Consider the following 16024-nt stretch of genomic DNA (forward strand, 5'->3'; position numbering starts at 1 on the left):
TTGCAGAAAGCTATTTATTCGTGTCCTAGGAATTACACTATTGTTTATGTACCCAGAGGAATCTCAAACACCACAAACAACTAATGAGTCGTTGATGCAAAAAGAACAACCAAAAGTTGAGCAACCAAAAAACTCATCTGTTGAGTCAGTGGTGGAAATAGCAGCGCAAAACCCCACAGTTGACAGACAAAATAACCAGCTCACTTCTGCTGTGTCCAATTCCGATGCAGAAGCACCAAGTCCTACAGATGAATCAACACAAGAGTCAACTGCTGAGGTTATGACGCAGTTAGAAGAGGAAATTACGGCGCTGGGGTCAGAAGTAAAATCAGAATCAAAATATCATCGCCAAGCAGAGGAAGCTTCCCAACGAGTCGCACAGTTGCAAAGCCAAGAACAAGCGCTAAAAGAAGAAATAGCCAATCTGCAAAGATTTTACAAAACTCTTCAGGGACAGTTGGGCGAAACTCAAATGGCAATGGCACAATTGGTGCAAGAGTCACTTTCTCAATTAGAACAACGCAGACAAGCGCTGCAAATTTCTGTAGAACAGTTGGAACGCCGTCAAGAACGCATCCGCAACGAGATGCGAACTACTTTTGCAGGGACTTCTCAAGACTTGGCAATTCGGGTGCAGGGTTTTAAAGATTATCTCACGGGAAGTTTACAAGATTTGGCAGCAGCAGCAGAGCAGTTGCAACTGGTACCAAAACCGAAACCAGAACCAGAAAAGCTAGAAGTCAAAGAGGTTAAATTAACCCAAGCGCAGTCAACAACACCGCAATTTGCCCAACAGCAATTTCAGGATACGACAAAACAAATTCGCCGTCTGATTGACCAGTACCGCACTAAACCAGATTACTACGGTCCACCCTGGCAACTGCGCCGCACCTTTGAACCAGTGCATGCAGAACGAGTCTCTAACTGGTTTTTTAGCCAAGGAGGACGAGGTGCTTTGCGGACTACAGGCAGTAGGTTACAGAATATTCTGATTACCTCAGCGGTGATATCGATATTACACCAGTTGTATGGCGATCGCATCCGCAGTTTGGTGTTAGCGAATACGCCGGAACGTTTGGGTGAATGGCGGCGCGGCTTGCAGGACTGCTTAGGCATAGGTCGTCCAGATTTCGGACCAGACCGAGGCGTAGTCTTATTTGAGACACCAGAAGCTTTAGCGCAAAAAGCAGACCGACTGGTAAAAGCTAATCAATTGCCGTTAATTGTAATAGATGATTCGGAAGAGCAAATTAGTCTGGCACTCTTGCAATTTCCCCTATGGTTAGCCTTTGCTCCTGACCCCAAAATGATGAGAAATTATGATGAGGATTTTTAAGAGTTAAGAGTTAATAGTTAGTGGTTAGTAGTTATTGGTACTTTTTGACGACTAACAACTACTAACAAAAAACAACTAACAACCAACAACTACCAACTAACAATATGACTATTTGGTTAAGTTTGTGCGGGGCGGTTTTAGTCGTGGCTTATCTACTGGGTTCTACACCCACTGGATACACAGTCGTTAAGCTATTAAAAGGTATCGATATTCGGGAAGTTGGTTCTGGTTCAACTGGCGCAACCAATGTGCTTAGAACTTTGGGGAAAGGACCTGGGGCTTTTGTTTTACTAATTGATTGCTTGAAGGGAGTATTGGCGATCGCCCTCGTTTATTGGTTCTTCAATTTTTCCCCTAGCCAAAATTTGATTCCTCCAGAAGTAAATACAGAGTTATGGCAACCTTGGATGGTCATTTTAACTGGGTTAGCTGCCATACTTGGACATAGTAAATCCATTTTTTTAGGCTTTACTGGTGGTAAATCTGTTGCTACAAGTTTGGGCATTTTGCTAGCGATGAATTGGCAGGTCGGTTTGGCTACCTTTGGCGTATTTGCTATTGTGATGGCGATATCGCGGATTGTCTCTTTGAGTTCAATTGTAGGTGCGAGCGCTGTTTCTATTTTCATGACACTGCTGCATCAACCATTACCTTATATCCTGTTTGCTGTTGTCGGTGGTTTGTATGTTATCTTGCGACACCGCAGCAATATTGAGCGAATACTTGCAGGAACTGAGCCAAAGTTAGGGCAAAAATTACAGGTGGAACAGGAACAAACTGTAAACTCAGCTAGTTAGAATTAGGTTTCGTTCAACCCCTCCCCGCAAGCAAGGAGGGGTAATTTGTACAATATTTATATCAGCCACTGGTGACTTTCTCATGACTCAGGCAAGTACAGCAAACAAACTCACCTTAGAAGAATTTCTGGCGCTTCCAGAAGGAGATGTAAACTATAACGTAACCGCGCCTGCAGGTTCGTAAACCAATAAGTGAAACCTGAACAGGAATCCTTCGTTGGGGAGCAGGGCTGGAGAAAGCCCCCGCATTTATCCGTGGGGAATGCGTTACATTTGTTCATTTCATGAAATATAAATAGAGAAAAAATAAAAAAAATATTAGGAATTCTGAAACTCAGCGAATTTACTGAGAGACTATATATTGTTCAAACGGGGTCAGCTTGTATAAAGACCCTGAACATAAACCTAAAATATTTAAAACGGGTGAAAATATATATTTAAAGACCCAATGTCAATAAAGACGAAGATATGCCAAGCGCCAGACTAACAAATTGTCAGTCGTGGCGCTTTTAATTTTTCAATTACGGAACTTTTACCAAATACGGTGAGGGGATTGCTTGAGCGCTCCCTTTACTAACTAGTGCTTGGTAAACAAAGGCAGCAACTTCTGCCCTAGTTGCCTGACGATTGGGATTTAATTGCCCAACTGCGGGGTAATTTACTACGAGTTGCCGTGTAGTGGCTGCTGCTACCGGATTAACAGCATAGTTGGGAATCTGGGAAGCATCGGTATATACGGCAAGGACATTTTGATTATTTGCAGATAAACCCAAACCGCTGGCTAAGGAGACTAGTACCTGCACTCGTGGAATTTGTTGCTGTGGTTTAAAGGTTTTGTCAGGATACCCAGAAACAAAGCCACCTTGGTAGGCAGATTGAATCACCTGGAAAGCCCAGAAATTACGGGTTACATCGTTGAAGTTAATGGCTTGGCGTTGGGCAGATGGTGTAAAGGCTTTGGTCACAATCGCAGCAAATTGGGCACGGGTGACAGGTTCATTGGGTTTAAAAGTCCCATCGGGAAACCCAGCAATAATATTCTTAGAAGCTAGAGCTTCGATGTAGGTTTTTGCCCAATAATTTGCAACCACATCCTTAAAGGCGACAGGACCGCCTGCTGGTGGTTCAACAGTGGCGGCAACAAATTCGACTTGACCAAGTATGCGCTTAGGATCAATATCATTGCCTATAGCAACAATTGTATTATTGCCCTTGCTATTGTTGACGTCATGGCGCGTGTTACTGCGGATCAGGTTCCCACCCGGATTTTCAGTGGTGCCTAGATCAGGTGAAGCATTAGTAATGACGACTATGCCATCGCGCTTGTTATTTTGAATGACATTCTTACGCAGTACTGGTTTAGCTGATTCGGAGATAAACAGACCATCTTGGTTTTCAATAATTTGGTTTCCCTCCACCAAGGGTGTGGAAGTACCACCTATTGCTAGACCAAAACCAGTGTCCTGAAACAAATTATTCCGAATTTCTCCTTGAGCGGATTTAGCTACTGAAATCCCATTGCCTTTGTTTTGAACAAAGACGTTATTTTCTATTTTGGGATTACCTTTACCCGTGACAAAAATACCTTCTCTTATACTGTTGGTAAATGTACTATTGGTTATTGTGGGATTTGTCGATTCCACCCAGATGCCAGTGCCACGATTTTCTGGGTTAGTAACTGTTATCCCTGTGATAACGGTATCGTTATCGGCACGAATAGTCACATTCTGACGGGCAAACGTGGGGCTAATAAAATTACCACTACCTGTAATTAATATCGCTTGACCTTTGGTCGATTCGTCACCTTGCAGCGTCACACCTTGTTTGACAAAAAGTGGGAAGGTTTCTCCACTTTCTTGGTTATAAGTGCCAGGAGCCAGTTGGATGACTGCACCTGGCTGCGCTTGGTTGAGAGCGAAGGTGATGGTTTTGTATGGGGTTGCTTCCGCGTTACCAGCACCAGCACTATCTGTACCAGTTTGTGGATTTACGTAAATGACTGTTGCGCTTGCAGGAGCTTGCGGTGTCACAGTTTGGGCAATATCTTTGGTGTGGATAGCACCAGCCTTGACCCCAGATCCAGGTAGTATAAATCCACCAGAAACCATTAACAAAGTGGTTAGTCCTGCTGACAAAGTGAGGGTAGATGCAAGGCGTCTACCAGTTTGAATGCGAAAATTTTTCCTTTGCGGAGTATCAAATCCCTGATTTGTCATCTTATTATCTATTGATGCGCTGAAATAGTGTTAGTTGAATAAGGTGTTAATAACAGCAAGGTTGCTGTAAAACTCATGCAAAACTATAGCCGAAGACCAGCACATTTGCAGCTGGGTTCCCTAGGTGAAGAACAGAATTTGTTACACTCTTTCACTTCTAGTTTGCATCTCGAAGTGGGTTTTGGGGTGTAGGGTATAGGCAGTCGGGGGGTAGGAATATTTCATGCTTTTCTACACTCAATACCCCGTAATGTCAATCCCACGGCAGTTACTACCTTACGGGAAGTTGTCCTCCGGACGTCAAACTTCTGTGGGTAACGCACTGCCTTAAGTTTAGCCAGCCGCGTGCAGAGGGTTTCCCTACCGGAGCTTACGTTCACCACGGCGTTGGCTCCCCTAAACCCTTTCTTCTACACCCAACACCCCTCATCCGTACATAACTAAAAGAGAAACCCGGTTTCTGTAAGAAACCAGGCTTCTGAGTTTATATATGGATAAAGGTGCAACTAATTGCACTGGAATCTCGTCTAAAGAAAAGAAAACTTTTTGGAAATTAACAACGTAATGCGCTACCGATTGTTATTGCTACGTCGCGCGTTATTTTTAGTAATTGGCATCTGTCTTCTACTCTTTGGTGTTCCTGTCAAAGCCGCTGAACAAGTCATACTCAAGTACCGCATCTTCCGCGAACCACTTTCTGTAGAGGAACTTTCCACGTTCGCCCAAACGGGGAAAATTTCTAGTGGGCTAGAAGCCAATTTGGCTTTAGCACGACAAGATCCTAAACCCATTCGCAGGTATTTGACGGAACCTGTGAAGGTAGATCCTGTGATTTTAGACAGGGTACTCAATAGCCCAGTTGGGAATACTATTTTAGACCAGCTTAGTCAAGTGATTCACACACCTTCTAAGAAAGCAAACCGACAAGCATTGCGCTCGGCGTTGGTACTTTCTGCAAGCAAAGATGAGCAAATGACATTGATGGAAATAATTCAAAATTACCCAACTTCGCAAGTCGAAGTTGACGGGGAACGTTTGGAAAGTGCCTATCGCCAACTCCGCCGCTTACAAGGCAACCTACAAGATTTGCTTGGTTTTTAGTTATTAGTCGTTTGTCTATACCAATGACTAATAACTAATGACCTAGTAAGCTAATGTTTCTAATGTTTCTTGCAAATACCGTTGTACTTGTTCCTCAAGGAGAAGCTTTTGAATTTGAGCATCACGTTCTAGTAACCAGCGCCTAAAACCGGAACTAGCTGCGATCGCGCACTTTAAGCTATTCCAAATTTCATTGTCACCAGTAAAGTGGTAATCGCTAGAAGCTTGAATTCGAGCCATAGTTCCTCGTTCCTGATTTTTAAATGTGAATATTTAAAGCAAACTTTAATTAAACCGCACCTCTAAGACCATAAAATCCTACTAATTTTTTCTAGAGTAATAGTTCTATGGCAGCAAATTCTGTCTCATTGGACACTAAAATCTTTGCCCTGGTTACGGTAATTTCTCAAAAAAAGGCTAGCTCAACGACTTGCTAGGTTGAGCCTAGCTCCTAGGGAATTAACTAAACAAAACTTATGACTACTCAGGAAGCTTGCTAGAGATGCCGTAACACTTGATCTCATCATACTGCTGCTATATGAGCAGTACACATGTTTAATTTTTATTAACTTAACAAAGAATTTTTTACGAGTTATTAATTGGATTTTTCTCACCCAACTTCCCAAATACTAAATAATTGCTCCGGCTAGCGCTGGAAGCAGAGGGGGGAGAGGGGTTATTTTCTTCGATTCCTTGACTGCCTGGAAATCAATTTCCCAGCTAATCGTCCTAGTCAATTTTAATAGACTGATTGAAATCTTGACTCTTGCTTCAGATTTAGTCCTATGGGCGAGAACTCGTGCTATGAAAGAGGGAATTTTTTCTGTGTAGATTAAGCAAAGGAATGAAACACTTTTAAAATCATGGACAGGATACAGGGTATAGAAGAGGACAGCGTACGTATCTATTACCTGTCACCTGTTCCCTGTTTCCTGCCATTTATCACCTATCACCTACTTCCTATCTAGTAGATGAGAGAGTGCGGCGCTTGGTCACCAGCTGGAAGGCTTCGATGATGTCACCTTCAGCCCATTCATTGTATTTGTCAAGGCCGACACCGCATTCGTAACCTGCGTTAACTTCGCGGGCGTCTTCTTTCATTCGCTTGAGCGAGTCAAGGACAGCTTCATGGATCACCTTACCGTTACGACGCACCCGCACTTTGCAGTTGCGGATCAGCTTGCCAGACTGCACGTAACAACCGGCAACGGAACCACGACCAACGGGGAAGACTGCACGCACTTCGGCTTGACCCAAGTGTTCTTCCACCAACTCTGGCTCTAACAGACCTTCTAAAGCTCCTTGGATATCTTCTATGAGTTTGTAGATGATGTTGTATTCACGCACATCTACACCTGCTTCATCAGCGGCATGTCTTGCGCCACTAGCGTAAGTGGTGTTGAAGCCAACGATGACGGCTCCACTGGCTGCGGCTAAGTCGATATCCGTCTGAGTAATTTCGCCAGCAGATGCCAACAACAGGCGGATTTGTACCTCGTTTTGTGGGATTTGCTTGAGCGATCCCACAATGGCTTCCACTGAACCTTGTACGTCTCCTTTCAAGATCAAGTTGAGTTCTTTCAACTCGCCTTCTTGAGCCTGAGCCGAGATACTTGTCAGGGTCACACGTCCCTGCATGAGGCGGGATTGACGTTGTTTCTCTGCGCGTTCGGCAGCAATTGAGCGTGCTTGTTTTTCGTTGTCGAAGACATCGAACTCATCGCCTGCTGCTGGCACATCACTTAAGCCCAGTACCTCAACGGCGAAGGAGGGAGTGGCCGCTTCGACTCTTCTACCTCTGTCATCCACCATTGCTCGGACTTTACCGAAGGCTGAGCCAGCTACCAACAAATCGCCTACGTGCAAGCTACCGTTTTGAATCAGCAGAGTTGCAACTGGTCCCTTTGCCTTATCTAAGTGAGCTTCAATAACAGTTCCTTTCGCAAGTCTGTCTGGGTTAGCAGAAAGTTCTCCTATTTCTGCTACCAGCAGAATCATCTCTAGGAGTGTATCTAGGTTTTCACCCTTAATGGCGCTAACGGGAACCATAATCGTGTCACCGCCCCATTCTTCTGACACCAGACCATATTCTGTTAATTCTTGCTTCACACGCTCAGGCTGTGCCTCTGGTTTATCAATTTTGTTGATAGCAACCACGATAGGAACTTCAGCCGCTTTGGCGTGGCTAATCGCTTCAACGGTCTGAGGACGGACGCCATCATCCGCAGCGACAACCAAAATAGCGATGTCAGTCACTCGCGCTCCGCGCGCCCGCATAGCTGTAAAAGCTTCGTGACCTGGGGTATCCAGGAATACCACTTGTTGAACCTTGCCATCGTGTTCTACATCTACATGGTAAGCACCGATATGCTGGGTAATACCACCTGCTTCGCCAGATGCCACTTTTGTTTTGCGAATCGAGTCAAGCAGCGTCGTTTTTCCGTGGTCTACGTGACCCATAATTGTCACAACTGGCGGACGGCGATGGAGGTATTCCAGGTCTGCCACGTCTATCATTTCGGTGACTTTGCGGGCTTCTGCTTCTCGTTCGACGGTTTCGACTGGGACTTCCAACTCGTTTGCTACCAAGGTAATTGTGGGAATATCCAAATTTTGGGTGATACTCACCGCCATACCTTTGAGGAACAGGATTTTCACAATTTCTGTGTCAGCCATCGCCAAGGCTTCAGCCAGTTCTTGCACTGTCATCGGACCTGTGACTTCCAGTATTTCTGGACGCTCCGGCTTTTGTTCGGTTTCGCGGCGACGGTTTTGGTTTTGCTCGCGAGAGGAAGCAGGCTTTTTACCTTTAGCAACTGGCGCGACAGCTGTGGCTGCTACAGGTTGTGTTGGCTTGGCTGCCTTGGGTTTGGGTGGACGGGCGATAGAGAGGCTGATTTGGATAGTGGCTGGTATATCCAGTCCCTCTTCTTCTAGCAAATCTTCGTCTTCAAACTCATCAACTATCGGCTTGAGACGTTTGCCTTTAGCGGCTACCTTAGCCTTAGCTGACTCTTTAATTTCATCGATTTCTTCTTCCTGCCACTTTTTACCGCCTTTAATTTGACGTGGCGGTGTTGGGCGCTTGAGTTCGATGACTTCTTCAGTCGGAGTTGCTGTATCATCCTCTTCCTCCTCTTGCCCTACCTTTGGTTTCATCGGTGAGCCGGGGATCGGTTTTGGAGGAGTAGCGATAAGCGGCGCACCCGTAGCTGCTGCTTGTTCAGCAGAACGTACCACTGGTCTACTAGGTCGTGGCGAGTCTCCTACTATTGCGGGTGCAGAAGGTCTATTCCCCCTCGGCTCAGGTCTAGCCGGCGATGGAGTAGAACGCACAGGTTTTTCAGGTTTTGGCGACGGAGCAGTCTGTGCTGTTTCCCCTGTTGTCGGTTTGTTGACCTTTTGCGGCTTGGCTTGGTCGCGATCGCGTTTTAAGACCGGTTTCTCGCCCACAGCCGGTTGGGGATCTGCTGGAGTTTCCGTATCCGTCTGCTCCACAGAAGGTCTTGTGGGCGGACCAGTAAGTTGCGGTTTTGGGGGTCTTTCCGCTTTTGCTTTTGGTGCTGCGATTTTTTCCGGTTTTTCCGCTGTTACTTTTTCACCCGGCTGATTTGTATTGGGTAGTTTGTCTTGATCCGCGTCTGTCACTGCAGGTTGTTGAGGCGTGGTCTCAGACTGATTCCGGGGTACAGGTCGGATTGGTGCCGTCGGCTTCATGGGTGAGACTGGGGGAGCGAAGGGATTAGGGGGTGAAGGAGGATTAACTTCAGAAGCAACTTGTATATTGGTAGCAACCGACGCCTCTGAGGCGTTAGAGATGGGGTTTTTCAAAACTTTAGGTTTGCGAATCTCCAAAATTTGTTGTTTATTCGGTGCAGCAGGTCGGTTACGTCCACCATCTTGTGACGAATTTGGTCTATGGCTGTTTGCGCCATTATCCCTTTGCGATGTCACACTGATCGCCGCTACTTTTTCTGCTTGAGTCCGAATGCGTTCTGCTTCGGATTCTGTAATTGTGCTGCTATGGCTTTTGACCGCAATATTGAGCTGGTCGCAAATTGCTAATAGCTCTTTGTTATCCAAATTCAATTCCTTTGATAATTCGTAAATTCTAACTTTGCCGTTGTTCATCCACTCTTCCCCTATAATTTACAGTTTTAGCGGATGGCTGCCTGGTTGGCGACATCTCCATCCTTCGATTACTGTGTTAGGTTGCCGTTTCTGATGAATGCCGGTGCCTCCATTCAGGAAAGAGAGATGTTTCGGGTTATTGCTGGCATCCCCACCAGGAAAGATGGTTGCCGAACTGCGCTTGGGCGCTACCAGGTTGCCATTCTGTACTTTGTTGTTTTGCTGATCCTAAGTCTTCCACGACACAATCGAGTAAAACTTCTTGGGAGTCTTGCTTCGCCCCTTTGGATAACCAAGAGCAATGCTAACGACACCCTTTTACTATTTTGGCACTACATGAGCGATAAAACAGGGGGTGTTGATAGCACAATTTGTTCGGCTGTCAGCACAATTCCTCTCGAAATTACCGCTACAACTCAGGTTTTAATTAAGTTTGTTTTTGGTTATTGCTTTGGGATAGGCGCTGCCATAATCTGTGGTACAGTGCTTCTGGCACTGATGCACGTAGGGATCGCCCTAGTCGATTTTTTTTCTGAGCCGCTAAAAGACAACTCTGTTGCGGACAAATATAGGCAGAACGCCCCATGCCCTCATCTAATTGTACCTGTCCTGAAGGAAACACGCGGACAATTCGCCAAAACTCCTGTTTTAATCCCACTTTGCGACAACTAATACAACGTCGGTTATTTGGCTTCATAAATGCTGAGTCTTGATAAGCGAAGCCTCAGTGATTTTTTAGAGTAGCTTGAAACCACAATATTGGGCATTCGTCGCTCGATACTCAAAACTGTTAAATGCTGATAGCTTTACTCTTCCTCGTCATTTTCGTCCTGATTATCATCGAAAATTTCATCTTCCAACAATTCTTCCTGATTTTCATCCTCTAATTCCTCTTCGTCAGAGTCGTCTACTTCTGGTGTATATTTTGCTCTTACAGCTGCAAATTTAGCATCTTCTGCTGCGTGGTCATACTTAGCTTTATCTTTAATATCAATTTTCCAACCAGTTAGGCGAGCGGCTAAACGGACATTTTGCCCTTCTTTACCGATCGCCAAACTCAATTGATCTTCTGCTACCAGTACGTGGGTTTGTCTGGTTTCGGGGTCCATGAGACGAACCTCATCTACCCGTGCGGGGCTTAGGGCGTTGGCAATGTAGGTTGCAGGGTCTGGAGACCAGCGAATCACATCTATTTTTTCGCCGCGCAATTCGTTGACGACTACCTGAATCCGCGATCCCCGTGCTCCAATACAAGCACCAACCGGGTCTACATCACGATCTAGAGTGTCAACAGCAATTTTAGTTCGAGGTCCGACATGACGGGAAGGGGGATTGGCTTCGCGGGCAACAGCCACAATCCGCACAACTTCATCCTCGATCTCTGGCACTTCGTTAGCAAATAAATAAACCACCAAACCAGCATCAGCGCGAGATACAAGCAACTGCGGTCCCCGTTGCTGACCTTGAGAAACTTTTTTAAGATAGACCTTAAAGGTGGCATTTGCGCGATAGTTATCGTTGGGCAATTGTTCGCGCTTGGGCAATTCGGCTTCCACTTCTGGCTGACCAAAGCCACTGCTAACAGCCATAATGACCGATTGTCTTTCAAATCTCAGAACTCTTGCTTGTAAAACCGTTCCTTCTAAGTCTTGAAACTCTTCTTGCACCATCTGGCGCTGTTGATCCCGTAATTTTTGCGCCAAGACTTGCTTGGTTTGCATTGCCGCCATGCGACCAAATTCCCCTTGATCGGGGGTGACATCCAGCACCACTTCCTGACCTAATTGTGCTTCGTCTCCTCCCATTTCCTGAACTTGTTGGAGAGCAATTTCATGGTCAGTGTTGGTGACTTGTTCAACTATAGTTTTGGTCGCAACAACGCGAAAGCCTTCATCTTCAACGTCTAGTTGAACATCAAAATTGTCAAAGTAATCTTCATCGAACTGTTTTCGCTCTAAGTTTTGGGCGCGACGATAACGTTCGTAACCTTTAAGTAGTGCTTCTCTTATAGCTGATTGAACTGCAATACGAGGTAAATTACGCTCGCGACTTATATTTTCGATTAAATCTTTTAATCCGGGTAAAGTCACCATTGACATAAGCAATCTCCTTTTTTTTATAGAAAAAGCGGTCAGCCGTCAGCACAAAACTTAGTGCTGTAGACGCCCAAAAGGCGGTGAGACAGCGAGCAGTCCCTCGCTCCGCTTCCTTTGCTACCGCGCTTTGGAGGAGGGTTTCCCTCATGTAGAAACTGCGGTGCTCTTTGGAGGGGAGCCAGTGCGTTGCAAAGCCAGCATTGAGACGGGTTTCCCCGAAGTTTGCAAAGGAGGGAAACCCTCCTGGCAACTTCTCTGGGTCGCAGGTGACTGGTGAGTCCAGTCCTGTAAGACCTAAGCCTGCGGTATGGCGTAGCCGTGCCGCAGGCTTAGGGCTTAGGACATAGGCATACCCCAAGGGCTTCCCGTAAGGTTGAGCCAGTGAGCAGTGCCTCGCTCCGCTTCCTTTGCTACCGCGCTGTCTCCGCCCTTGAGAAAGAAACTGCGGTGCTCTTGGGAGGGTTTCCCTCGTGCCGACGAGGAGCGTTGGGGTTCTCCCCAAGTCCTGGAAGTGGCACGCAATTGCCCTTGCCAATTCCTAAGTCCTGAGTGCTTTGTAGGTTTGTCTGAAACTCTACTGGGCACTTATTGCTTAGTACTCAGGACTGTTGAATGCTGAAAGCTAATAGCTCTCCTTAACGCCGCTCATCGAGCTGCACCCTAGTAACCAGGGAGCGAGGAATTTGGACGACACGACCTTTTTGGTTTAAATAAACTGCTGTCTCATCCCGGCGAATCAACTGACCAATCCACTCTTGCTGTCCTTCGTAAGGTGGAGAAGTCTGGACAATGACAGGAAATCCTTTGAAGGAAATAAACTCTCGATCGGTTGTCAGTTGTCGCGAAATACCAGGACTGGACACCTCCAATACATAAGCATCTGGAATGATTTCCGCCGCATCTAAGGTGGCTTCTAAAGCACGGCTCATTCGCTCGCAGTCGTCCAACCCAGTGTCCTGTTGAGGATTGCGAATGTCTAAGCGCAAAACTGGCGGACGTTGGTTGGTGTGAAAAACCACACTAACAACTTCCAATCCCAGCTGTTCTGCCACTGGTGTCGCCAATTCAATAATGGGGGGGACGAGAGGGTGAGTCATGCGGCTATTCCAACAAAAAAAGTGGGCTGTTACCCACTTCCTGCGATAGGGATATCTTCCAAGAAGTCTTCAGACGAACCTGTATAAGTTCGTCGTTGATCTAAGTTTAGCGTATTTTTTTGGAGCGAGACGCAAAAACTGATTTCAAAAGTTGATGACTAAACCCGTTGCACAGACGTAGTATGCATTAAATTAGTTAGACAACGCTGATTAATGAAAATCCTTTGCTATTAGTTCCGCATCACGCCTGACCAATTAAAAAAACCTTGACATTCTCTAGAAGAATAGTCATAATAAAAAAGTTGCCAATTAAGGGACTGTAGTTCAATTGGTTAGAGCACCGCCCTGTCACGGCGGAAGTTGCGGGTTCGAGCCCCGTCAGTCCCGTTCAAAGTCGGAGTAGTGAGTTATCACCAGAAAGTGGAAATAACTCAGTATTAAGCAGTCATTAGTCAGGGCTTAATATAAGCTAAATTTGTCATGCATTGCGAAAGAGAAAAAGAGAGAACTTGTTGTGACTGTTAGAGTCCGTATTGCCCCCAGTCCAACTGGGAATCTACATATTGGTACAGCCAGGACGGCTGTATTTAACTGGTTGTTTGCCCGCCACCACGGCGGTCAGTTTATCTTGCGAATTGAAGATACAGACAGCGAGCGATCGCGTCCTGAATATACCGAAAATATTCTCCAAGGACTGCGGTGGCTGGGATTGAACTGGGATGAAGGACCATTTTTTCAAACGCAACGTTTAGACCTTTACAAAGAAGCAGTACAAACTCTGCTGGATCAGGGATTAGCCTATCGCTGCTATACCACAGCAGAAGAATTAGAGGCACTGCGTGAGGCTCAAAAAGCCAGAAGCGAGGCTCCCCGCTATGATAATCGGCATCGCCACCTCACACCAGAACAAGAAACCGCATACAAAGCTCAAGGACGCAGCTTTGTGATTCGCTTCAAAATTGAAGATGACCGGGAAATTGTTTGGAATGACTTGGTACGAGGAAAGATGGTTTGGCAAGGTCGTGATTTAGGCGGTGATATGGTCATCGCTCGCGCTACAGCAGATGGTATTGGTATGCCACTCTACAATTTTGCTGTTGTCGTGGATGACATGGATATGCAAATTACCCATGTCATCCGTGGAGAAGACCACATCGCCAACACCGCTAAACAAATTCTGCTATATGAAGCTTTTGGCGCAAAAGAGCCAGAGTTTGCCCATACGCCTTTGATTTTGAATCAGGAGGGACGCAAGCTTTCTAAGCGGGATGGGGTCACATCGATTTTCGACTTTAAGCAAATGGGCTTTACAGCTCAAGCTATGGCGAATTACATGACATTGCTGGGTTGGTCTGCTCCAGACTCGACTCAGGAAATCTTCACCTTAGAACAAGCAGCCAAGCAATTTAGCTTTGAGCGCGTCAATAAAGCAGGCGCGAAGTTTGACTGGGCGAAATTGGATTGGATAAATAGTCAGTACATTCACAATATGCCAGTGGATCAGCTGACAGATTTACTCATTCCCTACTGGGAAGAAGCAGGATATCAATTGACCGGAGGACGTGACCGTCCTTGGTTAGAGCAGCTCGTGACTTTAATTGGTCCTAGTTTGACTCGCCTTGTAGATGCAGTTGCTATCAGCGAACTGTTTTTTACACAAACAGTTGAATTTAGCTCCGAAGCAAGTGCCCAATTAAAACAGGAAGGTTCTGCCGCCACCCTTAAGGGGATTATTGCTGCTTTGGATAATCATCAGCTAACTGAAGCCAGCGCTCAGGAAATGATTAAGCAGGTGGTGAAAGAACAAAACGTCAAGAAAGGATTGGTCATGAAAGCACTCCGGGCGGCTTTAACTGGTGATTTGCACGGTCCAGACTTGATCCAATCGTGGTTGCTTTTGAATCAAATTGGTTTAGACAAGCCGCGCTTGCTCCGGGCATTAGCAGAAACGAATTAGCAGCAAGAAAATTAAGAAGAACGCAGAACACAGAACACAGTCATCAGAATATCCCCACGAATAAATCCGGGGACTAACGCCAAGGGCGACGCACTCCATTAGACCAATACGAGAAAACCAGAACTCTTAATTTATACTCGTCTGAAGCGTTTAATATTCTGACTTCTGTGCCTCCTAGGTCGGAACTGCGTTAACGCGCAGCGTACACGGAGGGCATATTCTGATTCCTGAGTTCTTTCTTGGTGATCCCCCAGCCCCCTTGCAAAGCAAGTAAGGGGAGCTAATTTATTTATTGCAAAAAATTAAGGCAATTGGTAAGAGTTCTATTAGTTAATTAATTGTTAATTGATAATTAACGATTTTTTTGTTAACAAAGGGTGAGAGCGGTAGTCAAATATCCTCGTGTTGGGAACTTTGAGTGTAATATTCATGTCTCTAAAAGTACTTAAAAAAGTCTGTAATTAAAATGCTGACAAAAGTGATAAATCGAGGCATAAGAATATCTTTAATGATAGCAGGGCTGGCGATCGCGTCAGCAATGAATACAACATCTCATGCAGAGGAAACACCTCCACCCATTTTTGAAGATGTGATTATTGGTCACAAGTTTTCCCCAGACCCCCTAACCGTTCGCGGTATGAGTGGCGGTGCGGTACCAGGGAGGGAAGTCGCTGGTAGAGGTGAAACTCCTACTGGTTCCTGCACTGGATATTTTGATGAAGAACCAGACCATACGATTGAGCTAACAAGTAAATTTGATTATCTCAAAATTCAAGTAGAAAGTCCTGAGGACACTACCCTGATTGTTAGCGGTCCAGGAGGGAGCTGGTGCAATGACGATTTTGATGGAAAGAATGCTGGCATGATTGGAGAATGGCTACCAGGAACATACGATGTATGGATCGGTTCCTACAAAAAAGATAGCTATCTTCCTTATACCCTAAAAATTACAGAAGTCAAGTAGAGGAGTCGGGGGAGAAAATACTTCCTTCACTTCCCCTAATTCCTCCACTCTCCCTCTGGTACTTTGTATTAAAATTAAGTTAAATTTAATTAAGATTCTTACTGGCGTCATGGATCTGCCATACCGCCATATTAGCTCTATGGCATACCACATAAGACATCAGATTAAACAAAATGGATTTATAAACCTTAGCTACAAAAGTACGGTCAGGCAGCCCGGAACTAACGCTTGAGGAGGCATCTGCAACGGTGCGACACAGGACACTTGACTCAATGGAGGTTCCCTCCGCACGTCAGTGTCCTCACGAGAATTTAAGACCTGGAGTAGGG

The 16024-nt window shown here is 45.7% G+C and carries 12 protein-coding genes and 1 tRNA gene; 6 read left to right on the plus strand and 7 right to left on the minus strand.

The window, feature by feature from the left end; all coding sequences use genetic code 11:
* Positions 1–46 precede the first annotated feature (46 nt).
* Positions 47–1336, plus strand: coding sequence for a DUF3086 domain-containing protein (locus MAS10914_RS0126595; RefSeq protein WP_017318988.1), 1290 nt, complete (start codon positions 47–49; stop codon positions 1334–1336).
* Positions 1337–1440: 104 nt separating this feature from the next.
* Complete coding sequence (plsY, locus tag MAS10914_RS0126600; protein WP_017318989.1) at positions 1441–2133, plus strand: glycerol-3-phosphate 1-O-acyltransferase PlsY; 693 nt, start codon at positions 1441–1443, stop codon at positions 2131–2133.
* A gap of 521 nt (positions 2134–2654) precedes the next feature.
* On the opposite strand, the gene MAS10914_RS0126610 is transcribed toward plsY, so the two are convergent.
* Positions 2655–4349 (minus strand): DUF1565 domain-containing protein, encoded by a 1695-nt coding sequence (locus MAS10914_RS0126610; RefSeq protein ID WP_017318991.1) that lies wholly within the window; start codon positions 4347–4349, stop codon positions 2655–2657.
* 564 nt (positions 4350–4913) lie between these two features.
* Here MAS10914_RS0126610 and MAS10914_RS0126620 point away from each other — a divergent pair.
* Entirely contained in the window at positions 4914–5450 is a 537-nt protein-coding gene (locus MAS10914_RS0126620) for an alpha/beta hydrolase (RefSeq protein WP_017318993.1), read from the plus strand.
* Between the two features lie 42 nt (positions 5451–5492).
* Here the strand turns inward: MAS10914_RS0126620 and MAS10914_RS0126625 are convergent, their stop codons facing one another.
* The 6 genes from MAS10914_RS0126625 to rimP form a co-directional block, all read right to left on the minus strand.
* Positions 5493–5690 carry a hypothetical protein gene (locus tag MAS10914_RS0126625; RefSeq protein ID WP_017318994.1) on the minus strand — a complete coding sequence of 66 codons (198 nt, stop codon included), beginning with the start codon at positions 5688–5690 and terminating at the stop codon, positions 5493–5495.
* A 720-nt stretch (positions 5691–6410) separates the two neighbouring features.
* The gene (gene infB, locus MAS10914_RS0126630; protein WP_017318995.1) at positions 6411–9581 is read right to left on the minus strand and encodes a translation initiation factor IF-2; all 3171 of its coding nucleotides are present in this window, start codon (positions 9579–9581) and stop codon (positions 6411–6413) included.
* A gap of 427 nt (positions 9582–10008) precedes the next feature.
* A complete protein-coding gene (locus MAS10914_RS33260) occupies positions 10009–10278 on the minus strand; it encodes a YlxR family protein (RefSeq protein ID WP_071599862.1) in 270 nt (89 codons plus the stop codon).
* 109 nt (positions 10279–10387) lie between these two features.
* Complete coding sequence (gene nusA, locus MAS10914_RS0126640) at positions 10388–11674, minus strand: transcription termination factor NusA (protein WP_017318997.1); 1287 nt, start codon at positions 11672–11674, stop codon at positions 10388–10390.
* Positions 11619–12212 (minus strand): hypothetical protein, encoded by a 594-nt coding sequence (locus tag MAS10914_RS0126645; RefSeq protein WP_033365461.1) that lies wholly within the window; start codon positions 12210–12212, stop codon positions 11619–11621. The genes nusA and MAS10914_RS0126645 overlap by 56 nt, the downstream gene beginning before the upstream one ends.
* A gap of 100 nt (positions 12213–12312) precedes the next feature.
* A complete protein-coding gene (gene rimP, locus MAS10914_RS0126650; protein ID WP_017318999.1) occupies positions 12313–12774 on the minus strand; it encodes a ribosome maturation factor RimP in 462 nt (153 codons plus the stop codon).
* A gap of 313 nt (positions 12775–13087) precedes the next feature.
* Between rimP and MAS10914_RS0126655 the strand changes: the two genes are divergently transcribed.
* The 3 genes from MAS10914_RS0126655 (at position 13088) to MAS10914_RS0126665 (ending at position 15695) form a co-directional block, all read left to right on the plus strand.
* A tRNA-Asp gene (locus tag MAS10914_RS0126655) sits at positions 13088–13161 on the plus strand.
* Positions 13162–13288: 127 nt separating this feature from the next.
* Complete coding sequence (gltX, locus tag MAS10914_RS0126660) at positions 13289–14731, plus strand: glutamate--tRNA ligase (RefSeq protein ID WP_017319000.1); 1443 nt, start codon at positions 13289–13291, stop codon at positions 14729–14731.
* A gap of 466 nt (positions 14732–15197) precedes the next feature.
* A complete protein-coding gene (locus MAS10914_RS0126665; RefSeq protein WP_026082834.1) occupies positions 15198–15695 on the plus strand; it encodes a hypothetical protein in 498 nt (165 codons plus the stop codon).
* The last annotated feature ends 329 nt before the right edge of the window (positions 15696–16024 follow it).

Origin of the sequence: Mastigocladopsis repens PCC 10914, assembly GCF_000315565.1 — a bacterium.
Classification (GTDB): Bacteria; Cyanobacteriota; Cyanobacteriia; order Cyanobacteriales; family Nostocaceae; genus Mastigocladopsis; species Mastigocladopsis repens.